At 69.7% G+C, this 21,067-nt stretch carries 19 protein-coding genes; 10 read left to right on the top strand and 9 right to left on the bottom strand.

Translation table 11 applies throughout. The features are described from left to right. Window positions 1-22 precede the first annotated feature (22 nt). Both KAK03_RS02425 and KAK03_RS02420 read right to left on the bottom strand, forming a co-directional pair. Window positions 23-1,078, bottom strand: coding sequence for a beta-keto acid cleavage family enzyme (locus KAK03_RS02425; protein WP_210851573.1), 1,056 nt, complete (start codon window positions 1,076-1,078; stop codon window positions 23-25). Window positions 1,079-1,292: 214 nt separating this feature from the next. Then, window positions 1,293-2,288 carry an AraC family transcriptional regulator gene (locus KAK03_RS02420; protein ID WP_210851572.1) on the bottom strand — a complete coding sequence of 332 codons (996 nt, stop codon included), beginning with the start codon at window positions 2,286-2,288 and terminating at the stop codon, window positions 1,293-1,295. Window positions 2,289-2,457: 169 nt separating this feature from the next. Here KAK03_RS02420 and KAK03_RS02415 point away from each other — a divergent pair, with 169 nt between their 5' ends. The 6 genes from KAK03_RS02415 (at window position 2,458) to KAK03_RS02390 (ending at window position 9,443) form a co-directional block, all read left to right on the top strand. Then, window positions 2,458-2,904 (top strand): aconitase X swivel domain-containing protein, encoded by a 447-nt coding sequence (locus tag KAK03_RS02415; protein ID WP_210851571.1) that lies wholly within the window; start codon window positions 2,458-2,460, stop codon window positions 2,902-2,904. Between the two features lie 17 nt (window positions 2,905-2,921). Further along, entirely contained in the window at window positions 2,922-4,262 is a 1,341-nt protein-coding gene (locus KAK03_RS02410; RefSeq protein ID WP_256441141.1) for an aconitase X catalytic domain-containing protein, read from the top strand. Between the two features lie 84 nt (window positions 4,263-4,346). After that, a complete protein-coding gene (locus KAK03_RS02405) occupies window positions 4,347-5,354 on the top strand; it encodes a Bug family tripartite tricarboxylate transporter substrate binding protein (RefSeq protein ID WP_210851569.1) in 1,008 nt (335 codons plus the stop codon). A 107-nt stretch (window positions 5,355-5,461) separates the two neighbouring features. Next, complete coding sequence (locus tag KAK03_RS02400; RefSeq protein ID WP_210851568.1) at window positions 5,462-6,730, top strand: MFS transporter; 1,269 nt, start codon at window positions 5,462-5,464, stop codon at window positions 6,728-6,730. Window positions 6,731-6,773: 43 nt separating this feature from the next. Beyond that, window positions 6,774-8,402, top strand: coding sequence for a 3-(methylthio)propionyl-CoA ligase (locus tag KAK03_RS02395; protein WP_210851567.1), 1,629 nt, complete (start codon window positions 6,774-6,776; stop codon window positions 8,400-8,402). Window positions 8,403-8,414: 12 nt separating this feature from the next. Then, complete coding sequence (locus tag KAK03_RS02390) at window positions 8,415-9,443, top strand: YeiH family protein (RefSeq protein WP_210851566.1); 1,029 nt, start codon at window positions 8,415-8,417, stop codon at window positions 9,441-9,443. A gap of 115 nt (window positions 9,444-9,558) precedes the next feature. On the opposite strand, the gene glmS is transcribed toward KAK03_RS02390, so the two are convergent. Further along, window positions 9,559-11,400, bottom strand: coding sequence for a glutamine--fructose-6-phosphate transaminase (isomerizing) (glmS, locus tag KAK03_RS02385; RefSeq protein WP_210851565.1), 1,842 nt, complete (start codon window positions 11,398-11,400; stop codon window positions 9,559-9,561). Window positions 11,401-11,537: 137 nt separating this feature from the next. On the opposite strand from glmS, the gene KAK03_RS02380 reads away from it, so the two are divergent. Continuing rightward, complete coding sequence (locus KAK03_RS02380) at window positions 11,538-12,026, top strand: Lrp/AsnC family transcriptional regulator (RefSeq protein WP_210851564.1); 489 nt, start codon at window positions 11,538-11,540, stop codon at window positions 12,024-12,026. A gap of 7 nt (window positions 12,027-12,033) precedes the next feature. Then, window positions 12,034-12,615, top strand: coding sequence for an IMPACT family protein (locus tag KAK03_RS24800; protein WP_247660868.1), 582 nt, complete (start codon window positions 12,034-12,036; stop codon window positions 12,613-12,615). 12 nt (window positions 12,616-12,627) lie between these two features. On the opposite strand, the gene KAK03_RS02370 is transcribed toward KAK03_RS24800, so the two are convergent. Then, a complete protein-coding gene (locus KAK03_RS02370; RefSeq protein WP_210851563.1) occupies window positions 12,628-13,578 on the bottom strand; it encodes an IS481 family transposase in 951 nt (316 codons plus the stop codon). 156 nt (window positions 13,579-13,734) lie between these two features. Between KAK03_RS02370 and KAK03_RS02365 the strand changes: the two genes are divergently transcribed. Continuing rightward, entirely contained in the window at window positions 13,735-13,950 is a 216-nt protein-coding gene (locus tag KAK03_RS02365; protein ID WP_210851562.1) for a DUF1949 domain-containing protein, read from the top strand. 21 nt (window positions 13,951-13,971) lie between these two features. Here KAK03_RS02365 and KAK03_RS02360 read toward each other — a convergent pair whose 3' ends face one another. Both KAK03_RS02360 and KAK03_RS02355 read right to left on the bottom strand, forming a co-directional pair. Continuing rightward, complete coding sequence (locus KAK03_RS02360) at window positions 13,972-15,252, bottom strand: nucleotide disphospho-sugar-binding domain-containing protein (RefSeq protein ID WP_210851561.1); 1,281 nt, start codon at window positions 15,250-15,252, stop codon at window positions 13,972-13,974. A 17-nt stretch (window positions 15,253-15,269) separates the two neighbouring features. Beyond that, a complete protein-coding gene (locus KAK03_RS02355) occupies window positions 15,270-16,451 on the bottom strand; it encodes a class I SAM-dependent rRNA methyltransferase (protein WP_210851560.1) in 1,182 nt (393 codons plus the stop codon). 76 nt (window positions 16,452-16,527) lie between these two features. On the opposite strand from KAK03_RS02355, the gene KAK03_RS02350 reads away from it, so the two are divergent. Further along, window positions 16,528-17,835: an ABC transporter substrate-binding protein gene (locus KAK03_RS02350; protein WP_210851559.1), complete on the top strand. Its 1,308-nt coding sequence runs from the start codon at window positions 16,528-16,530 to the stop codon at window positions 17,833-17,835. Here KAK03_RS02350 and KAK03_RS02345 read toward each other — a convergent pair. The 3 genes from KAK03_RS02345 to KAK03_RS02335 are packed head-to-tail and all read right to left on the bottom strand — an operon-like array spanning window position 17,826 to window position 21,017. Further along, entirely contained in the window at window positions 17,826-18,725 is a 900-nt protein-coding gene (locus KAK03_RS02345; RefSeq protein WP_210851558.1) for a diacylglycerol/lipid kinase family protein, read from the bottom strand. The genes KAK03_RS02350 and KAK03_RS02345 overlap by 10 nt on opposite strands. Beyond that, window positions 18,722-20,023: a M48 family metallopeptidase gene (locus tag KAK03_RS02340; RefSeq protein ID WP_210851557.1), complete on the bottom strand. Its 1,302-nt coding sequence runs from the start codon at window positions 20,021-20,023 to the stop codon at window positions 18,722-18,724. Before KAK03_RS02340 ends, KAK03_RS02345 begins: the two co-directional genes overlap by 4 nt. Before the next feature lie 58 nt (window positions 20,024-20,081). Then, window positions 20,082-21,017 (bottom strand): tyrosine-type recombinase/integrase, encoded by a 936-nt coding sequence (locus KAK03_RS02335; protein ID WP_210851556.1) that lies wholly within the window; start codon window positions 21,015-21,017, stop codon window positions 20,082-20,084. Window positions 21,018-21,067 lie beyond the last annotated feature (50 nt).

Genomic DNA, 21,067 nt, shown 5'->3' with positions numbered 1-21,067 from the left:
CGGCTGGCCAGTCGAGCGGCGCTCATGCGGCTCGAAGCATCGGTGCACCACGTTCGCCGGGCTGGCGATTGGGCGAGTAGCCGAGCCTGGCCAGTGTCTCGTCCGTGCTGCGGTACTGCGTGCCGATCTGGTAGATCTCTCGCGCCTGTTCGCCGGTGGCCACCTCGCGATACAGCTCGCGCGCGATGCGAACCATCTGCTCGACCTGCTGGACGCTGGTGATGCGTTCACCCTTGCGGCCCCACAGGTTGTCCTCGATGCCAACGCGCACATGCAGGCCCATCGCAATGGCCATGGCGTTCAGCGGAAGCACGGTGCGCATGATGCCCTCGATGGTCAGCACGGCGCCGGTCGGCACGCGGCGAATGAACTCCAGCATGTTGGTGGGGTTGGGGCCGTCCATGCCGCCCCCGATCATCACGTGGTTGAGCACCAGCGGGCCGTGGTAGTGGCCACGGCGAATCAGGCGCTCCACGGTCTCGAGCTGGCCGACGTCGCCGAGCATGAAGTGCGGCTGGATGCCTTTGGCCTGCAGGCGCCTGAGGTGTTCGGTGACGAAGGCCGGGCCAGACGGGATGGTCATCTCGCTGTAGGCCGCCTGGTAGGCCGGCAGCGCCAGCGAGGTGCCGGCCACGTCGTCGGCGCTCATCAGTTCGCAGACGTTCATCTGGTTGGTGTTGATCGCGATCGTGACCTGATCGGGCTTCGGCGTGAGCTCGGCCAGCATGTGCCGCGTGTCGTCGTTCAGCCACTGGGCCCCGGCGCCTTCGCCCTCGGGCGCGAAGGAGATCGAGCCGCCCACCTGCAGCAGCATCTTCGGCACGGCTTCGCGCAACCGGGCCAGCATCTCGTTGAACTTCGACAGCCGCTTGCTGCCTTTGCCGTCTTCCTCGCGCACGTGCACGTGCAGCACTGTGGCGCCAGCGTTGTAGCAGTCGACGGCCTTTTGGATCTGCGCGTCCATGGACACCGGGATGTCGTCGGAGTCGCCGGGCAGGAATTCGGGGCCGTACGGAGCGACCTGGATCACCAGGGGTTGCTGATTCTCGGGAAACAGCGAGTCGTCGAGGAAATGCATGGCGGTTGTCCTTGGGGTGAGCGGGTGCCGGAAACCTGCGGGCGGGCCCTGCGTCGTTGGGCAGGGTCCGCCGCGGTGCCGATGCGTGCGCCGCATGTCCGATCGGCAGGGGAGATTCTTCGGCGCTCGCGTTCCAGGAGATGCAAACCCGGGACATGCGAGTGCATTTTCGGGACACACTCGGGATATCCCGATCTCCTCAGATGACTCGACGTCAACGCAAACGGCGGCGGGTGCGCGGCGGCGGCGTCACCGAGTGCCGACGCATCCAGTGGGACAGCCCGCTGGCCGAATTCAGTCCGACGAGTTCAGCGATCTCACTGTGCTTGCGATGGCCACCGAGGTAGGTCGTGACGAGGATCAGGCGCTTGTCCTCCATCAACTGGCGGAAGCTCGTCGACGCGTCGGCCAGGCGCCGATGAAGCGTGCGCCGCGTCATGCCCAGATGCGCCGCTACCGCGTCGGCGTTGCACTGTCCGGTGGGCAGCAAAGCCACGATGACTTCACCGACTTCCTCGCTGATCGAGCGTGCCCGACCGCGGATCAACTGGTCGATGTGGTCCTGCAGGTAGCTCAGCAGCACGGGGTCGGGCGCGTCGAAGGCCACGTCCAGGTCGGAACGCGCCAGCACGAGGCCATCGAAGTCTGCCCGGAAGGCAGGAGAGCAGCGGAACAGGTCGCGATGCATGGTCGGGCCTCGCGGCGGCAGGTGGCGGAACATCACCGAACGCGGCCGCCAGCCCGTCTGCATCACGGCCTGGATGTAGCGGCACAGACCGCCGAAGATGAGCTCGCTGACCTGCCGCGAGCCCACGCGGTCCGCGAGGTCGATGTTGCCGCGGAGGACGGCGACGTCGCCCTCTTCCTCAACCAAGAGCGACAACGGGCCGATGTTCAGCGACTGGTAGTGACAGACCACGGCCAGCATCTGGCGCAAGGACGGCTGCATGCTCGCGAGCAGCGCCATCGGGCCCATGTTGGACATGCGCCGCTTGTCGGCCAGTCGCAGGCCGAAGTCCTCGACGCCGGTGCGGGCCGCGGCGAGATCCAGCAAGGTGGCCACGCTGCTGGCCGCCACGAGCAGGTCCGGCTGCGTCAGTGCCTGGGCGGGCAGGCGCGCCTGCGCTGCCAGTTCGACCGGGTCCAGCCCGTAGCCGCTGACCAGATCCGAGAACCCGGACAAGCCGGCACTGCGGGTTAGTTGGGTCATCAGTTGTCACTGTTTTTCAACTACTTGTCGCAATCCTACATGTGAACGGAGCTCCCAGCGTCTTCAATGCGGCCTTCGGTGGTTGCCGCTTCGAGCGGCCCGCCGACCGCCAGAGCCAGCACGCGCCGGCCGCCCCAGCACCGACGACTCGCGACAAGGAGACGAGACAATGGAACAGAAACACACGTACACCGGAACTGCCCGTTCCAAGGGCCGGACCGCGGGCGAAGCCCTGGTCTGCGACATGAACCTCAGCTGGGCGCCTTGCTCCGTTGTCAACGACGGCACGATCCGCGCCTTCGGCAACAAGCTCAACGGCCAGAGCGTCAAGGACAAGATCGTCGTCTACCCGACGGTGACCGGGTCGACCTCGGGATCGTTCGGCCTGCTGTTCAAGGTCAAGGAAGCGCACACCGGACCAAAGGCGCTGATCTGCCGCGACGTGCACTACATCGACATCGCAGGTGCCATCGCCAGCGACATCCCCGCCATCGACGGCCTGAATGCGGATCCGCTGGAAGTCATCCAGTCCGGCGACTGGGTCGAGATCGTCGCCGACGAAGTCGGCAAGCCCGCCACCGTGACCGTCACGCGTCATCGCGCGGCGAACGCCTGAACCTCAAGGAGACGATCATGAGACTCAATACCTACGAACAGGAAATGCTCGAAGGCAAGCACGGCAAGGGCAAGCGCTTCGCGATGGAGAAGCTGGTCGACTTCGGCCGTGCGGTGGGCGCCGAGGAGATGGTGCCGCTGACCTTCGTGCACTACATCGGCTGCGTCAAAGACCTGCCGCGCGACACGCCGGAGTACCAGCAGTTCGAGTGGGGCCAGGGCCTGCAGCTCGAGCCGCTGTTCGAGATGGGCGCCAAGGTGACCGACGACCCGCGCGTGACGTGCTCGACCGACCCGTTCCTGCACCAGCTCGACCGTTTCGACGAACCCGGCACGCCTTGGAACAACAAGTACTACAAGCTGCCGAAGATCGTGCACGAAGCGTCGGTGCGCGGCTACGAGGCGATGAAGGACGCGGGCTGGGTGCCCACGCACTCGTGCACGCCGCAGTTCAACACCGTTAGCCCGAAGCGCGGCGAATACGCGGCCTCGTGCGAATCGAGCTGCGCCGCCTACCTGAACACCATCATGGGCGTGAAGACCAACCGCGAGAACGCGGTCACCGGCATGTACGCCGCCTATGCCGGCGTGCTGCCGAAATACGGCATGCTGCTGGAAGAGAACCGGCGCCCGAAGGTGATCTTCGATCTGGCCGACGAGATCAAGCAACACATCGTGGACGACCCGGCCGACTGGGCGGCGCTCGGCGGAGCCATCGCGATGAAGGTCAACAACCGCGGCATCCCGGCTGTGACCAACATGCCGGACCGGCTCACGACCTCCGCAGCCAAGGCCCTGACGGCCTGCGCGTCGCCCGGCATGAACGACCCCATGCTCCACCTCATCGGCATCACGCCGGGATCCGACACGCTGGAGCAGGCCTTCGGCGGTGCGGTGCCGGCCAATGTCGAGCGCATCCCCATCACGCTGGCCGACGTCCGTGCGGTCTACGAGCACCTGCGCACCGCCAAGACCGACAAGGTCGACATCGTGCACATGGGCTGCCCGCACCTGACCTACGAGGAAATCCGGATGATCGCGCGTGCGATCGAGGGCAAAAAGGTTCACCCCGACGTGATGATGTGGGCGCAGACCGACACGCCGTCGTACAACATGGCCAAGCACTACGGCGAAGCCAAGATCATCGAGGACGCAGGCGGCAAGATTTATCACCAGACCTGCGCCGGCATGAACATGCTCAGCAAGGACTGGGGCAGCAACTTCACCGTGGCCACAAGCAGCTTCAAGCAGATCAAGATCTTCGGAGGCCTCGGCCACAGCCTGATCTTCGCGAGCCTTCCCGAGCTGATCAACGCTGCTGTGACGGGCCGCTACACACCATCGCGCTGGGCTCGATAGGACGTAGACAAGGACAGAGGAACGGCCTCGACGGCCCGGCAACGGTCCGGGTCGCAGGCCCCCCGCCATCAAGGAGACAAGACCATGAAGCAGTTCCATCACCTCGGCCGTCGCATGTTCCACCGCGCGGCTTTCGCCACCGCGATCGGCTCGACGCTGGGCCTCCTCGCGCCAGCCGCCGCCGCTCAGACCTGGCCCGAAAAGACCATCCGCCTGATCGTCCCGTCGCCGGCCGGCAGCGGCCTGGACCAGGTAGCGCGCATCCTGTCCGAGCGCCTGTCGCCGGCGCTGGGCCAACAGGTCATCGTCGAGAACAGGCCCGGCGCCGCGGGCATCATCGGGGCCGCCGAGGTGCTCAAGTCGCCGCGCGACGGCTCGACCTTCATGGTCATGATCAACGGGTTCGCGTCCGAGATCCCGCATGCGGTGAAGATGCCGTTCGACCCGATGACCAGCTTCCGTCCGCTGGTCCAGCTCGCCACCTACGGTCTGGTCCTGACCACGCATCTGCAGGTGCCCGGTAACGATCTGGCAGGCTTCATTGCCTATGCCAAGGCGAACAAGGGCAAGGTCAACTTCGCGTCCTACAGCGCGGGCACGGTGTCGCACACGCTGGGCCTGGAGCTCAACAAATTGGCCGGTCTGGACATGTTGCACGTGCCATACAAGGGCTCGCCGCCTGCGCTGCAGGACCTGATGGGCGGGCAGGTGCAAGCCATGTTCGACGCGTCGAGCAACGTGCAGCCGTTCGCGAAGGCGGGCAAGCTGAAGGTGCTGGCCACCACGGCGCCGCAGCGCCTGGTGTCGTTCCCCGACGTGCCCACGTTCGCGGAGCTGGGCTACAAGGAACTCACCGAGACGGCATGGGCTGGCTTGTGGGCCGCCGCCGGCGTGCCTGCCAACATCCAGCAGAGGATGCGCGACGAGACCCTCAAGATCCTGCAGGATCCCAAGGTGCGCGAGACCTTCGTCTCGACGATGGGCTGGGGCCTGGGATCCGGCGCCACGCCTGATGAGCTGGTCGCCTCGCTGCGCGCCGCGTCGGACCGCCAGGCCGCGATGTTGAAGGCCATCGGCTTCAAGCCCGACTGACGAGGGCGGGCCGCCAGGCCCCTTCACCGTCCCCGTTCAGACACCGACGGGCGGCAGCGCACCATGCGATGCCGCCCGGCACCGCCCCACGACCCCAGGAGTCCGTCATGCGCTGGAAAGACAAGCCCAACGGCGTGCTGATCGCCCTGCTGGCCATCCACGTCATCGCCCACATCGACCGCAACATGCTGCTCGGCTTCTCGCCGCAGATCACGCGGGACCTGGCGCTCAGCAACGCGCAGTACGGCTTCCTGGCCGGGGCGGTCTGGGTGCTGAGCTATGGCCTGATGGCCGTCTTCATGGGCAGCCTGGCCGATCGTTTCAGCCGCACCCGGGTCATGGCCGCGGGCATCCTGATCTGGAGCGCCTGCACCGCGGCCTCGGGTGCCGCACAGAGCTTCGAGCAGATGGTGCTCGCGCGCTTCCTCGTCGCCTCCGGCGAGGCGGCGCTGGTGCCGGCCGCGGTGTCGCTGCTCGTGGAGCTGTTCCTGGCCCGCCGCGCGGGCACCGCGGTGGGCGTCTTCTTCATGGGCATCCCGCTGGGTATCGGCCTGAGCTTCCTGCTCGCCGGCACGCTCGGTGCGGCCCAAGGATGGCGGAGCACCTTCTACCTGCTGGGCATCGTCGGGGTGATGATCGGCGTGCCGATGCTTGCGCTGAAGGATCGCCGAGACAACGTCGACGAGACCCGCCGCGGAGTGGCCTTCCTGCCGCAGATCAATGCGGCACTGGCCTCGCTGCGAGGCAACCCGACGGTCGTGCACACCATCGTCGGCTTCGTGCTGGTGCACATGGCGTTTGCGGGCTTGTCGTTCTCGCAGCTCTGGCTGGTGCGCGAGCGCGGCTTCGACGCCGCCGCGATCGCGCGCCAGATCGGCGGGCTGCAAATCGTCTTCGGCATCCTGGGCGCGGGTGTCGGCGGCGTGCTCAGCGACCGTTTGGACCGGCACATGAGGGGCGGCCACGCCGGCTTCGCCATGCTGCTGATCGTCCTGTGCGGACCGCTGATGCTGGCCTACCGGTTCGCCACGCCGGGCTCCCTGCTCTTCTACGTGGGCATGTGTGCGGGCTTCTTCCTGCCGCTGGCCACGTACGGCCCGTCGATGGCCTTGATCCAGGGGCTGACGCCGGACCGCGTGAGATCCACGGTCACGGGCATCGCGATGCTGCTGATCAACGTGTTCGCGATCGCCATCGGCAACCTCGCCATCGGCGCGGTGAGCGACCGGATGAACACTGCCGGGGCGACCAACGGCCTGACGCTGTCGCTGCTGGCCACTGACGTCCTGGCGATCTCTGCAGCCCTGTTCTTCGGCCTGGCGGCTCGCGGGACCCGGTTGCACGCCGCGCCGGCATCCGTCGCCCCCGCCCATTGAGCGCCCGCCCCGCCCTACCAACCTCCGTCAAGGACCCCATCCCATGCTCGGACAAATGATGCAGCAGCCGCTGCTGATCTCTTCCCTGCTCGTGCACGCCGAGCGCCACCACGGCGAACAGCAGGTGGTGTCGCGCCGCGTGGAGGGCGACCTGCACCGCCAGACCTTCCGCGAGCTGGCGGCCCGCTCGCGCCGCATGGCCAACGCGCTGAAGGCGCTCGGCGTGGCCGACGGCGAGCGCGTGGGCACGCTGGCCTGGAACGGCCACCGCCACATGGAGCTGTACTACGCCGTCAGCGGCATGGGCGCCGTGCTGCACACGCTCAACCCGCGCCTGCACGCCGAGCAGTTGGCCTGGATCGCCAACCATGCCGAAGACCGCGTGGTGTTCTTCGACCTGACCTTCCTGCCGCTGGTCGAGGCTGTCGCCCCGCACCTGCCGCAGGTGCGCCAGTTCGTGCTGATGACCGACCGCGCGCACATGCCAGCAAGCAGCACGATCGCCCACTTGCTGTGCTACGAAGACTTGCTGGACGCCGCGAGTGACCGCTTCGACTGGCCGCGCTTCGACGAGAACCGCGCCAGTTCGCTGTGCTACACGAGCGGCACGACGGGCAACCCCAAAGGCGCGCTCTACAGCCACCGCTCCACCGTTCTGCACACCTACGCGGTGGCGCTGCCGGACTCGCTCGGGCTGTCGTCGCGCGACGTGATCCTGCCGGTGGTGCCGATGTTCCACGTCAACGCCTGGGGCCTGCCGTACGCAGCCTGCATGGTGGGCGCCAAGCTGGTCTTTCCAGGGCCGCACCTGGACGGCAAGAGCCTGTACGAGCTGTTCGAGAGCGAGCAGGTGACCGTCTCGGCAGGCGTGCCCACCGTGTGGCAAGGGCTGCTGGCCCACGTCCAGGCGAACCAGCTGCGCTTCGGTTCCATGACACGCACCGTCATCGGCGGCTCGGCCTGCCCGCCGGCGATGATGCGGACCTTCCAGGAGACCTATGGCGTGACGGTGCTGCATGCCTGGGGCATGACGGAACTGAGCCCGCTGGGCACGGTCGGCGTGCTCAAAGGCCACCAGGAGAGGCTGGACGCGCAGGCGCGCATGGCGATCCAGTCCAAGCAGGGCCGCGGCATCTTCGGCATCGACATGAAGATCGTCGGCGAGGACGGCGAGGAACTGGCCTGGGACGGCAAGACCTCGGGCGAGTTGATGGTCAGGGGCCCGTGGGTCATCCAGCAATACTTCAAAGGCGAGGGCGGCGACCCACTGCGGGAAGGCTGGTTCCCCACGGGCGACGTCGCCCTCATCGACGCGGACGGCTTCATGCAAATCACCGACCGCAGCAAAGACGTCATCAAGTCAGGCGGCGAGTGGATTGGCTCAATCGAACTCGAGAACATCGCGATGGCCCACCCCGCGGTGGCGATGGCGGCCTGCATCGCCGCGCGCCACCCGAAATGGGACGAGCGCCCGCTGCTGGTGGTCATGCGCAAGGCCGGCGCCGAGCTCACGCGCGAAGGCCTGCTGCAGTTCTACGAAGGCAAGATCGCCAGGTGGTGGACGCCTGACGACGTGGTCTTCGTCGATGCGATCCCGCTCGGGGCCACCGGCAAGATGCAAAAGAACAAGCTGCGCGAGATGTTCAGGGACCACCGTCTGCCAACGGCCTGAGCTGTGATCGACATGCTGAACGCACTCGCCCGGGCCGCGAGCCCTGCACAGCTCCGCGCGCTGTTCCCCGGCGCGATGGCGTGCGCCGTGGTCGCCGCCGCGGCAGGTTTTCTGGGGCAGCACTACGGTGCGCCGGTGCTGCTGTTCGCGCTGCTGCTGGGCTTGGCGATGAACTTCCTGGCTGCCGAAGGCCCGTGTGGCCCCGGTATTGCGTTCTGCTCGCGCGGCCTGCTGCGCGCGGGCGTGGCCCTGCTGGGCCTGCGCATCACGGCCGGGCAGGTGCTGGCGCTGGGCTGGGGGCCGTTGGCGATGGTGCTGCTGTGCGTGGCGCTGACCATCGGGCTGTCGATGCTCGCCGCGCGCGCAATGGGCTTCCAGGGCCTGTTCGGTCTGCTCACGGGTGGGGCCACCGCCATCTGCGGCGCCTCGGCCGCGCTGGCGCTCTCAGCGGCCTTGCCGGCGCATCCGCAGAAGGAACGCGCGACGTTGTTCACCGTGATCGGCGTCTCGGCGCTGTCCACGCTGGTGATGGTGGCCTACCCGATGCTGGTGCGATCGCTTGGGCTGGACGCTCGCCACGCGGGCATCTTTCTCGGCGCGACCATCCACGACGTGGCGCAGGTGGTCGGCGCGGGCTACAGCGTGTCCAGCCAGGCCGGCGACGTCGCCACGCTCGTCAAGCTGCTGCGCGTCGCGATGCTGCTGCCGGTGATCATGCTGGCGTCGGCCGTCACCCGGGTGCGCCTGGCTGCGGCCGAGCCCGGCGCGCAAGCGGGGCCGCGTCCGCCGCTGCTGCCCGGCTTCGCGCTGGCCTTCGCGCTGATCGTGGCGGTCAACAGCACTGGATTCGTTCCCACGTCCATCCAGTCCCTGGGCAGCGAGTGCTCGCGCTGGTTCCTCGTCGCCGCGATCGCCGGCATCGGCATGAAGACCGAGCTCAAGCAGCTCGCGACCGTGGGTCTGCGGCCCGTCATCCTGATGGTCGGCGAAACGGCCTTCCTCGCCGCCTTGACCCTCGGGCTGATGCGATGGATGACCTGACCTCGGCGTCGACCGCCTTCGCTCGAATGTCCACTTCGACAAACGCGCAATGACTGCTGAGGGTCGATAGCCACCGATCGAGAGACACCCGGCGACCGACTGCAGTCGGCCACGGTCACTCCACCGTCACCGACTTGGCCAGGTTCCTGGGCTTGTCCACATCCGTCCCCCGCGCGCACGCCGTGTGATACGCCAGCAACTGCAGCGGCACCACATGCAGGATGGGGCTGAGCGCGCCGTAATGTTCGGGCATGCGGATGACGTGCAGGCCTTCGCCGCTGTCGATGCGGGTGTCGCTGTCGGCGAAGACGAAGAGTTCGCCGCCGCGGGCGCGGACTTCCTGCAGGTTGCTCTTGAGTTTTTCCAGCAGCGCGTCGTTCGGGGCCACGGTGACCACCGGCATCTCGGCGGTGACCAGGGCCAGCGGGCCGTGCTTGAGCTCACCCGCGGGGTAGGCCTCGGCGTGGATGTAGCTGATTTCCTTGAGCTTGAGCGCGCCTTCCAGCGCGATCGGGTAGTGCAGGCCGCGGCCCAGGAAGAGCGCGTTTTCCTTGCGGGCGAAGGCCTCGGCCCAGGCCACCACCTGGGGCTCCAGCGCCAGCACGGCCTGCAGGGCCACCGGCAGGTGGCGCATGGCCTTGAGGTGCTCGGCCTCCTGGGCAGGGGTGATGGTGCCGCGCACCTGGGCCAGTGCCAGCGTCAGCAGGAACAGGCCGGCCAGTTGGGTGGTGAAGGCCTTGGTGCTGGCCACGCCCACTTCCACGCCGGCGCGGGTGATGTAGGCCAGTTCGCACTCGCGCACCATGGCGCTGGTGGCCACGTTGCAGATGGTCAGGGTGTGCGGCATGCCCAGTGACCGCGCGTGCTTCAGCGCGGCCAGGGTGTCGGCGGTCTCGCCGCTCTGGCTGATGGTGACCACCAGGGTGCGCGGGTCGGGCACGCTGTCGCGGTAGCGGTACTCGCTGGCGATCTCCACGCTGGTGGGGATGCGGGCGATGCTCTCCAGCCAGTACTTGGCGGTGCTGCCGCTGTAGTAGCTGGTGCCGCAGGCCAGGATCAGCACGCGGTCGATGTCCTGGAACACGCGGAAGGCGCTGTCGCCGAACAGTTCGGGCGTGATGCCCTCCACGCCCTCCAGCGTGTCGGCAATCGCGCGCGGCTGCTCGAAGATCTCCTTTTGCATGTAGTGGCGGTAGGGGCCCAGCTCGGCGGCGCCGCTGTGGGCCTGCACGGTCTTGACCTCGCGCTGCACCGGCTTGAAGCCGCCGCCGGGCTGGCGCGTGACGATCCAGTGCTTGCCCAGCTGCAGGTCGACCACGTCGCCCTCTTCCAGATAGACGATGCGGTCGGTCACGCCGGCCAGCGCCATCGCGTCCGATGCCAGGTAGGTGGCGCCCTCGTCGGCGCCGGTGCCCACGCCCAGGATCAGCGGCGAGCCCTCGCGCGCGCCCACCACGCGGTGCGGCTCGTCGCGGCTGAACACGGCGATCGCGTAGGCGCCCTTCAGCCGCGCCACGGCCTGCTGCACGGCCTCGAAGAGGTCGCCGTCGTAGAGCTGGTGCACCAGGTGGGCGATGACCTCGGTGTCGGTCTGGCTCTCGAAAACGTAGCCCTTGGCCTGCAATTCGGCGCGCAGCTCGTCGTGGTTCTCGATGATGCCGTTGTGGACCAGCGCGATGCGCCCGTTGCTGAAGTGCGGGTGGGCGTTGTGCACCGCCGGCGCGCCGTGGGTGGCCCACCGGGTGTGGGCGATGCCGGTGCCGCTGGCCACGCCGTCGGTGTCCACCTGCGCCTGCAGCTCGGCCACGCGGGCGGTGGAGCGGCTGCGCCGCAGCTCGCCGTCCTGGTGCACCGCCACGCCGCAGCTGTCATAGCCGCGGTACTCCAGCCGCTGCAGGCCCTGGACGAGGACGGGGACGATGTTGCGCGTGCTGACCGCGCCGACGATGCCACACATGGGGGTTCACCTGGAGGTTGGACTGGGCGGCATCGTAGTCAGGCCCGGAAGAAAGATGTTTGCCAGATGTTGATCTGAATGGAATTTTTGATCACGATCATCCAGAATTGGCAGATTCATTCAAACTTGATTACACCTTGGAATTTTCCATCGAGCTGGATGCGATCGACTGGCGCCTGCTGGACCTGCTGCAGGCCGATGCCAGCCTGACCAACCAGGCGCTGGCCGAGGCGGCGCACGTCTCACCGGCCACCGCGCTGCGGCGCGTCAAGCGCCTGCGCGAGGCAGGCGTGGTCGAGCGCTTCACCGTGCTGCTGGCCCCGGCCTTCGCCGGCCGCGGGCTGACCGCGCTGTGCGAGGTCAGCCTGGACCGCCAGGGCGCCGAGCACCTGGACGCCTTCGAAGCCCGCGTGGTGGCCGAAGCGGCGGTGCAGCAGTGCTGGCGCGTCTCGCCCGGCCCCGACTTCATGCTGGCCGTCTGGGCGCCCGACATGCCGGGCTACCTGGCGCTGAGCCAGCGCCTGTTCACCCAGGACGCCAATGTGCGCAACGTGAAGGCCTTCTTCGCCACCAGGCGGGCGAAGTTCGCGCCCACCGTGCCGGCGCCCGACCGGCCGGCCCGTTAACCGCGCCATGCCCAGCACGCTGGCCGGGCCTGCACGGGCCGAGCAGTTGATCCGCAAGAGCCGTTTCATTGGCTGCGTGCAGCCGGTGGCCAACCGTGCCGAGGCACTGGCGGTGGTGGCCGCCCTGCGGGCGGAGCACCCGGGCGCGGCCCATGTCTGCTGGGCGCTGATGGCCGGCGGCCAGAGCGCCGCGGTGGACGATGGCGAACCCAGCGGCACTGCGGGCCGGCCGATGCTGGAGGTGCTGCGGCACCAGGACCTGGACGGCGTGCTGGCCACCGTGGTGCGCTACTTTGGCGGCGTGAAGCTGGGCGCCGGCGGCCTGGTGCGTGCCAAGGGCCTGTTCACACTACCGGAAGGGATTGCGTTGGTGCCCAGAATGGCCGCAGGCAAGGCGCACACCGCAGCCGGGTTGGATACCCGGCGAGGATGTGCAACGCCGCATGCGGCCATTCTGGGCATCAACCCTTCGGGAAGGCCTGCCAAATCGGGCCACTCGTCGTTGCACCGCTTGCCCGCACGTCAGTGCGGGCGGCGCGCTGCGCCTAGATTGGCCCGATTTGGCAGGCCTTCGCAACCCTTCCGGTAGTGTGAACAGGCCCTAAATGTGAAGAGTCAAGAGGTTCTTTCGTGATCGCTTGATTCGGGACATCGGTGGTTGGCAGCCGATTCCGTGATGAGGGCGGTGCCAGTTGTAGAAGTGATTCCAGGCCGGCAAGGCGGCGCGGCGGACTTCGGACGTGGCATAGACCCGTCCGTAGGCCCATTCACGAAGAGCTGACTGGATGAATCGCTCGGCCTTGCCATTGGTCTGCGGACGATAGGCTCGCGTGAACTTCTGCTTGATGCCGAGCTCATGACACGCGCCCCTGAAGGCGAACGAGTGGAAGGCCGGTCCGTTGTCGGTCAGCACGCGTTGCACCGAGACGCCGAGCTTTGCGAAGTACTCAACTGCCTCTCGCAGGAAGCTCTCAGCGCTGTCCTTGCGCTCGTCGGGCCGCATGGCAGTGAAGGCCACCCTAGCGTGATCGTCGACGGCAACGAACAAATATTCGTAGCCCAGACCCCGCGTCCGCTTGGTGTAGTCGCCAGTGATTCGATGGCCGACATCCGAGAACTTGCCCAGCTTCTTGATGTCGATGTGAAGCAGGTCGCCTGGCGCGTCACGCTCGTACCGCTGAACGGCGTCGACCGGCGCCAGGTCGCTGAATCTCGACAGACCTGCTCGACGAAGGACGCGGCTGACCGTGGCCTTGGATACGCCAAGATAGGTTGCGATACGCGATTGGGTGAACAGCTTTCGCCGTAGCTCGATGATGGCCAGCGCGACGCTGGGATCGATGGCGCGCGGTGACCTCGAAGGTCGCGATGACTTGTCTGCAAGTGCTTCGACGCCGCCGGCCAAGTAGCGCCCGAGCCACTTCCTTGCCGTGACCGCACTGACGCCTTGCGCGGCCGCTGATTCGGCGGCGGACAAGCCACGCTTGGTGATGTCCTCGACCATCTCTAGTCGCCTCAGAAACGTCAATCGGGCATGCTTATGGGTGTTCATCCGGACTCCGGCTTGGGTTTGACAGGGCGTTTGGCGATTCCCAGTCTCTCAAAACCACTCCGGGTGAACACCCGCAACAACCTATTGAAGCTTCACACCTAAACCGACACCATCGCCAGCGCGCTGCTGGGCGCCATCCGGGTCCCGCGCCAGGCCATGGCCCACCGGACCTGCACCCTGCCCTATGCGCTGGAAGGCTGGCTGCGCCGCCAGCTGGACGCCCATGGCGCCACGCTGGACGCGGTGGACCACGGCGACCTGGTGCGCGTGCGCTTGAGCCTGCCCGAGGCCGCCCTGCCCGCGCTGCGCCACGCCCTGGACGAGGGTGGCCGCGGCCTGCTCACCTGGGCTGCCGACGCCGACGTCGATTGAGCGTCTACGCTGGGCGTCGCCTCAGGCCAGCGCCTGCACCGCGTCTGCCGCCTGCGTCAGCGCGTTGGGCGCGGCTGACAGGCGCTCGCGCCAGACGGCGCAGGCCTGGGCGGTGCGCGGGTCGGACTGCAGCTCGCTCAGCGCGCGCGCCAGCACGGTCGCCGACTGGTGCTTGCGCACCCAGCGCGCCACGCCCAGGTCCTGCAGCCGCTGGGCGTTGTCGAACTGGTCGTGGTGCAGCGGCAGCGCCAGCTGGGGAATGCCGGCGCGCAGCGCCTGCGCGGCGGCGCCGATGCCGCCCAGGTGGACCAGCGCGGCACTGCGCGGCAGCAGTTCCTCGAAGGGCACGAAGTCGCGCTGCAGCACGCCCGCAGGCAGCGGGCCCAGCGCCTGCAGGCCGTCGCGGTCGCGGCTGATCAGCACCGCGCGGCGCACCGGGCTGCCGGGTTCACGCACCAGCGCCAGCGCGCGGCCCAGGAAGACGCGCGCATCGCGCCGCGCCGACGCCGGATAGAACACCACCGGCGGCGGGCCGTCCTGCAGGAACTGCAGCAGCTCGGGGTCGTCGGCCAGGCAGCGGGCGTCGGCGCGCGGCGGATCGAACAGCGGAAAGCCCAGCTGCTGCACCGCCAGGCCCGGCGGCGGCAGCACCGGCGCGAAGGCCGGCGGGAACAGCGCCACCGCGCCATCGGGTGAATGCAGCCAGCGGCCCAGCACCCGCTGCACCGGCGGCAGGCCCCATTCGGCGCGCAGCGCGTTCACGCCGGGCGCCACCACCGGATCGAACAGCCAGCGCTCGGCCCAGCGGATCGTCGCCGGACGCCAGCGCTGCGGCCACCAGGCGGGCATCTGCAGATCGCCCAGGCGCACCGCCAGCGTGTCGCTGGGCACCACCGCCGGCGAGAGGTGCACGGTCAGCAGCCGCAGGCCGCGCAGCTCACGCAGCAGCGGCCCGGCCAGCGCGAAGCTGCCGGCCACCAGCACCGGCCGCGGGCCGTCGGCGGGCCAGCGGTCCAGCCAGGCCAGGGCCAGCGGCAGGCTGGCGCGCGCGGCCTGCAGCACGCGGCGCCACAGCAGCGGCGCGGGCCACAGCCCCGGGCCGTGCACGGCCTGGGGAGGCAGCGCGTCGGTGTCCACCGCCTGGGCGTCCAGGCCCAGGCGCTGTGCCGCGCCCAGGTGCAGCCGGCCGCACAGCACCTGCACCGGGTGGCCGCGGTCGGCCAGACGCCGGGCCAGGCCCAGCAGCGGATGCACGTCACCGGCCGAGCCGTGGCACAGGACCAGGATCGGCGCCTTGGGCATCGCGGGCGCGGCCTGGCTCAGCGCCGCAGCAGCGCCAAGCCCTTGAGGTACTCGCCCTCCGGGAAGCACAGCGTGGTGGGGTGGTCGCTGGAGGCTTCCAGGCGCTGCATCAGGTAGGCATCCACACCGGCGTCCAGACCGGCGCCGGCGACGATCTTGTGGAACAGCTCCGCGCCGATGCCGCCCGAGCAGCTGAAGGTCAGCAGCAGGCCGCCGGGTTTCAGCAGCTTCAGGCCCAGGCGGTTGATGTCCTTGTAGGCGCGGCTGGCGCGGTCGGCGTGGGCCGCGCTGGGGGCGAACTTGGGCGGGTCCAGCACGATGGCATCGAACTGCCGGCCGTCCTTGAGCAGCTGGCGCAGCGTGCCGTTGACGTCGGCATCCATCGAGGTGTGGTGCGCCGGGTCGAAGCCATTGAGCAGCACATGGGCGTCGGCGCGCGCCAGCGCCGGGCCCGATGAATCGACGCTGATCACCTCGGTGGCGCCGCCGGCCAGCGCCGCCACGCTGAAGCCGCCGGTGTAGCTGTAGCAGTTCAGCACGCTCTTGCAGCCGAGCTGCCGCACCAGCCGGGCGAAGAGCGCGCGGTTCTCGCGCTGGTCCAGGTAGTAGCCGGTCTTGTGGCCTTCCTCCACGTCCACCGTCAGGCGGATCGCGTGTTCCTGCAGGGTCACGGTGGTGGACCCCTCGCCACGCAGCCAGCCCTTGGCGGGCGCCAGGCCCTCCATCTGGCGCACGCCCGAGTCGCTGCGCTCGAACAGGCGCTGGCAGCCGGTGACCTGCAGCAGCGCGTCGGCGATCACGTCCTTCCAGCGCTCGGTGCCGGCCGAGAGGAACTGCACGCTGAGGATGTCGTCGTAGCGGTCGACGATCAGGCCCGGCAGGCCGTCGGCCTCGCCGTGCACCAGGCGCACGCCATTGCTCTGGATGGCCAGGCGCTGGCGCATCGCCACCGCGGCCTGCAGGCGGCGCTGGAAGAAGCCGGCGTCGATGCGCTCGGCCTCGTCGAAGCTCCAGGCGCGCACGCGGATCATGGAGCTGGGGCTGAACGCGGCCCAGGCCAGGAAACGGCCGTCGTCGGCCTCCACGCGCACGGTCTCGCCAGGGTCGGCCTTGCCCTTGGCCACGCTGCCGGCGAACACCCAGGGGTGCTGGCGCAGCAGCGAACGTTCCTTGCCTTCTCGCAAGCGGATGACTTTCATGCCCCGATTGTCGCCCGCTGCGCCGACAATCGCGCCCTGGCGCCGTCCGCGCCAGCCCTTCACCCCGGGAGCCGCCATGTCGCCGAGAACCGCTCTTCTGGTCCTGGCCCTGACCGGTCTGGCTGCGGGCGCGCAGGCGGCCACCGAGCTGGTGATTGCCACGGTGGACAACGCGCACATGCTGGAGATGCAGAAGCTCTCGCCCGCGTTCGAGCGCAGCCACCCGGACATCCGCCTGAAGTGGGTCACGCTGCCCGAAGGCGCCCTGCGCGAACAGGTGAGCGCCGACATCGCGCGCAAGGGTGGGCGCTTCGATGTGATGACGATCGGCATGTTCGAGACACCGATCTGGGCACGCAAGGGCTGGCTGCAGCCGATCGCCACCGACGCCGCCTACGACGTCGACGACCTGCTGCCCGCGGTGCGCGGCGGGCTGAGCGTGGGCGGCAAGCTCTACGCCGCCCCCTTCTACGGCGAGGGCTCGCTGCTGATGTACCGCAAGGACCTGGCCGAGCAGGCCGGCCTCCCCCTGCCCGACCGCCCCACCTGGGACCAGGTGAAGGCGCTGGCCGCGCGCCTGCACGACCCCCAACGCGGCCGCTACGGCATCTGCCTGCGCGGCAAGCCCGGCTGGGGCGAGAACATGGCGCTGCTGAGCACCCTGGTCAACACCCATGGTGGCCAGTGGTTCGACATGGGCTGGCGGCCGCAGATCGACAGCCGCCCCTGGCGCGAGGCGATCGGCCTGTATGCCGACCTGATGAAGCGCTACGGCCCGCCGCAGCCCTGGACGCTGGGCTACAACCAGCTGCTGGCGCTGTTCAGTGCGGGGCGCTGCGGCGTGTGGGTCGACGCCTCGATCGCGGCGTCCGCCATCACCGATCCCCAGCGCTCGCGGGTGGCCGCTCAGGTGGGACTGGCGATGGCGCCCACCGCCGTCACCCCCAAGGGGGCGGGCTGGCTGTGGAGCTGGAATCTGGCGGTGCCGGCCGGCTCGACCAAGGTGGCGCAGGCGATGCGCTTCGTCACCTGGGCCACCAGCAAGGACTACGTGCAGCTGGTGGCGCGCCACCGCGGCTGGGCGCACGTGCCCACCGGCACCCGGCGCAGCACCTATGCCAACCCCGAGTTCAAGCGGGCGGCGCGCTTTGCCACCGCCGAGCTGGCCGCCATCGAGCTGGCCAACCCGCAGGACGCGACGCTGCCGCGCAGCCCCTACGTGGGCGTGCAGTTCGCCTCGATCGCCGAGTTCCCGGCGGTCGGCAACGAGGTGGGCCGGCAGATGGGCCTGCTGCTGGCCGACCAGCTCACGCTGACCGAGGCGCTGAAGGCCTCGCAGGTGGCGGCCGAGCGCGAGATGTCCCGGGCCGGCTACTACCGCTGAGCCGGCACCACCCGCAGCGCCGCCGGGCGCACGCGGACCTCCACCACCCGGGCCGGCGCCACCGGCTCGCCATCCAGGGCCAGCGGCAGCGGCGCATCGCCCTCCAGGCGCAGGTGCCGGAAGGGCAGCAGCCGGATGCGCGGGTGGTGCAGGTGCCAGCCCGCCAGCAGCAGCGGCAGCGCCAGCAGCGTGCCGACCCGCCCCAGCGCGGCGGCCCGCACCAGCGATAGCCGGCCGTCGTCGATGCGCGCGCCCGGCGCCACCGGCATGCCGCTGGCATAGGTCGGCGTGTTCAGCGAGGACGCGAACAGGCAGGGGCCGGCCGGTCCGGGGGCGCCATCCACCTGCAGGCGCAGCGGGTAGCGCTGCAGCCGCGCCAGCGTGCGCAGCGTGGCCCACAGGTAGCGCGGCATCCCGCGCAGCCTGCGCGGGCCGGACAGCGCCGCCGCGCCCACCGCCGCGTCAAAGCCGACGCACAGGCTGGAGGCGAAGGGCTGCGGCGCGCCGCCGTCGGCGCACAACTCGCCCAGATCGATCGGCCGCGCCGGTGCCTGCAGCGCCCCCTGCAGCGCGGCGCGCCAGTCGCCGCGGCGCAGGCCCAGTGCCCGCGCCAGGTCGTTGCCGGTGCCGCAGGGCAGCAGCGCCAGCTCATGGTCCCCCGCGAGCACGGCGGACAGCAGGTGCTGCAGTGTGCCGTCGCCGCCCGCCACCAGCACCCGGCTGCCGGCGGGCAGCGCGGCAATCTCGGCGCGCGCCGCGGCCACGCTGGACGGGCAGCGCAGCGGCGGCCCGCCGGCCGCGTGCAGGGCAGCCTCCAGCGCCGGCGCCAGCGCGGCGCCGCGGCCGCCGGCCGCGTGCGGGTTCAGCAGGCACAGGCGCGCCGGGCTCACGGCTCGGCGCCGTCGCCCAGCTGGGCGCGCCACTGCATCGCGTTGAAGACGCGGGTGCGGGTGCTGGGATGGTCGAAGAAGATGAATTCCTCGATCGGGCCGGGGTCGGGCTTGCGGTATTCGACCAGCTTGAGCAGCACCTCGGCCTCGGCCAGCGGCTCACGCGCCAGGTTCAGGCCCCACAGGTCGGCCTCGACCTCGTGCACGCGGATGATGGTGTTGAGCAGCGGCGTGGCCAGGAACATCCAGGTGGCGAACACCGCGGCCAGCAGCGGCAGGCCGCCGACGTCGGCCATGCCCTGGATGCGCCAGCGGGTGCCCCAGCGCGCCAGCAGCGCGCGCATCACCGCGTCGCAGAACAGGAAGCCCGCGGCGATCAGCACGCCGAATTCCAGCAGCATCTTCGGGATGTGGTTCAGCGCGTAGTGACCGATCTCGTGGGCCATCACCGCCACCACCTCATCGGGGCTGGCGCGGTTGAGCAGGTTGTCGTTCAGGCGCACGGCGGCGGTGCCCATCAGGCCCGCGACGTTGGCACTGACGCGGGTGCTCTGGCGCGAGGCGTCAAAGACCAGGACGTTGTCCACCGGCACGCCGTTGGCCTGCGCCATGCGCAGCAGCTGGTCCTTCAGCAGGCCCTCGGGCATCGGCTTGTAGGTGTTGAACAGCGGCTCGATGAACACCGGTCCGATGGCGATGGTCACCGCCATCACGCTGGTCATCGCCACCGCGCCCCACAGCCACCAGCGCGCCCCGCTGGCGCGCAGCACCGCATACAGCAGGCCGATCGCCAGGCCGCCCAGCAGCAGGCTGATGCCGGTCTGCATCAGCTGTTCGCCGAACCAGGCCCCGAAGTCCTGCGTGGCCAGGCCGTAGGCGCGCTCGCGCACGAAGCCCTGGTAGAGGCTCAGCGGCAGCGTCAGCACGGTGCCGGCCAGCAGGTACAGCGCGCCGTAGGCGGCGTCGGCCAGGAAGGGCCGGCGCAGCCGCTGGCGCAGCGCATCGCGCCAGCGCGTGGACCAGGGCGTGAACAGCAGCAGCGCGGCCACCGCCAGGCCGAGCAGGAAGTTCCACAGCTGCAGCCAGTAGCCGCCCTCGAAGTAGGCATTGGCGCGCGCCTGGACCTCGGGCGGGATGCGGGCCATGAACGCATTGGTCGCGGCCTGCGGGTCCATCGGCAAGGCCTTGAACCAGGCGTCGTCGACCGGCGTGATCTGGAAGCTCGGCTCGGCGGCGCCGGCCAGGCCGGCGATTGCCAGCACCGCGGCGCCCAGCGCCCATCGCCATCTCTGCTGCATGCCTGTCCCCTTGATGCGCGGCGATGTTAGGCGCCCGGGCCGGTGCGCCCGATCCGGCTCAACCCTTGCGCCGGGCGCGCGGATGCGCCGCGTCGTAGACCTTGGCCAGGTGCTGGTAGTCCAGCCGCGTGTAGACCTGGGTGGTGCTGATGCTGGCGTGGCCCAGCAGCTCCTGCACCGCACGCAGGTCGCCGCTGGACTGCAGCAGGTGCGAGGCGAAGCTGTGGCGCAGCATGTGCGGGTGCACCGGCGTGGGCAGACCGGCCTGCAGCGCCAGGCGGCGCAGGCGCGAGCGCACCTGGCTGTCGCTCAGGCGCTGGCCACGCTGGCCGACGAACAGCGCGGCCTCGCCGTCGGCGGCCAGGCCGGCGCGCTGGGCCAGCCAGGTGCGCAGCGCCGTCACCGCCGCCTCGCCGATCGGCACGCTGCGCCGCTTGCGGCCCTTGCCCAGCACATGCGCGGTGCCATCGGCCAGGTCGACCCAGCCCGCCGCCTGCGGCCCGGCCGCGCAGTCCAGGCCGACCAGCTCGCCCACGCGCAGGCCGCCGCCGTAGAGCAGCTCGGCGATCGCGTGGTCGCGCGCCGCCAGCGCCGGGTCGTCGGCGGCATCCTCATGGGCCGCCAGCGCCACCGCCTGGTCCACCGGCAGCGCCTTGGGCAGCGGCTTGGCGGCCTTGGGGGCCCGCACACCGTCCACCGGGTTGGCCGCCACCGCGCCTTCGCGGCCCCACCATCGGAAGAAGCCGCGCCAGGCCGACAGCTGCAGCGCCAGGCTGCGCGGCGACAGCCCGGCCCCGTGCAGCGAGGCCACCAGCCCGCGCACATGGTGCGGCTGGGTGCGCGCCAGCGGCACCTCTTGTGCGGCCAGGCCATCGGCCAGGCGGCGCAGCGCGTCTTCGTACAGCGCCAGCGTGCGCGCCGCCACCCGGCGCTCGACGCGCAGGTGCGTCAGGTAGCGCGGCAGCGGGTCGGGCAAGGCGGCACGCGGATCCATGTCAGTGCGCCTGCCTGGGGAGGCCTGGGACGTCGTGCGCGCGCCGGTGC

It is taken from the genome of Ideonella alba (assembly GCF_018069845.1).
In the GTDB taxonomy this organism is placed as follows: Bacteria; Pseudomonadota; Gammaproteobacteria; order Burkholderiales; family Burkholderiaceae_C; genus Ideonella; species Ideonella alba.
This window is presented reverse-complemented; position numbering and strand designations above follow the sequence as displayed.

Excerpts from the sequence above, each read along its gene's own strand:
- KAK03_RS02405 (WP_210851569.1), top strand. The coding sequence starts at position 4,347 with ATGAAGCAGTTCCATCACCTCGGCCGTCGCATGTTCCACCGCGCGGCT.
- KAK03_RS02370 (WP_210851563.1), bottom strand. The coding sequence starts at position 13,578 with ATGAACACCCATAAGCATGCCCGATTGACGTTTCTGAGGCGACTAGAG.
- KAK03_RS02395 (WP_210851567.1), top strand. The coding sequence starts at position 6,774 with ATGCTCGGACAAATGATGCAGCAGCCGCTGCTGATCTCTTCCCTGCTC.
- KAK03_RS02355 (WP_210851560.1), bottom strand. The coding sequence starts at position 16,451 with ATGAAAGTCATCCGCTTGCGAGAAGGCAAGGAACGTTCGCTGCTGCGC.
- KAK03_RS02365 (WP_210851562.1), top strand. The coding sequence starts at position 13,735 with ATGGCCCACCGGACCTGCACCCTGCCCTATGCGCTGGAAGGCTGGCTG.
- glmS (WP_210851565.1), bottom strand. The coding sequence starts at position 11,400 with ATGTGTGGCATCGTCGGCGCGGTCAGCACGCGCAACATCGTCCCCGTC.
- KAK03_RS02350 (WP_210851559.1), top strand. The coding sequence starts at position 16,528 with ATGTCGCCGAGAACCGCTCTTCTGGTCCTGGCCCTGACCGGTCTGGCT.
- KAK03_RS02425 (WP_210851573.1), bottom strand. The coding sequence starts at position 1,078 with ATGCATTTCCTCGACGACTCGCTGTTTCCCGAGAATCAGCAACCCCTG.
- KAK03_RS02420 (WP_210851572.1), bottom strand. The coding sequence starts at position 2,288 with ATGACCCAACTAACCCGCAGTGCCGGCTTGTCCGGGTTCTCGGATCTG.
- KAK03_RS02335 (WP_210851556.1), bottom strand. The coding sequence starts at position 21,017 with ATGGATCCGCGTGCCGCCTTGCCCGACCCGCTGCCGCGCTACCTGACG.
- KAK03_RS24800 (WP_247660868.1), top strand. The coding sequence starts at position 12,034 with ATGCCCAGCACGCTGGCCGGGCCTGCACGGGCCGAGCAGTTGATCCGC.
- KAK03_RS02390 (WP_210851566.1), top strand. The coding sequence starts at position 8,415 with ATGCTGAACGCACTCGCCCGGGCCGCGAGCCCTGCACAGCTCCGCGCG.
- KAK03_RS02410 (WP_256441141.1), top strand. The coding sequence starts at position 2,922 with ATGAGACTCAATACCTACGAACAGGAAATGCTCGAAGGCAAGCACGGC.
- KAK03_RS02415 (WP_210851571.1), top strand. The coding sequence starts at position 2,458 with ATGGAACAGAAACACACGTACACCGGAACTGCCCGTTCCAAGGGCCGG.
- KAK03_RS02400 (WP_210851568.1), top strand. The coding sequence starts at position 5,462 with ATGCGCTGGAAAGACAAGCCCAACGGCGTGCTGATCGCCCTGCTGGCC.
- KAK03_RS02360 (WP_210851561.1), bottom strand. The coding sequence starts at position 15,252 with ATGCCCAAGGCGCCGATCCTGGTCCTGTGCCACGGCTCGGCCGGTGAC.
- KAK03_RS02340 (WP_210851557.1), bottom strand. The coding sequence starts at position 20,023 with ATGCAGCAGAGATGGCGATGGGCGCTGGGCGCCGCGGTGCTGGCAATC.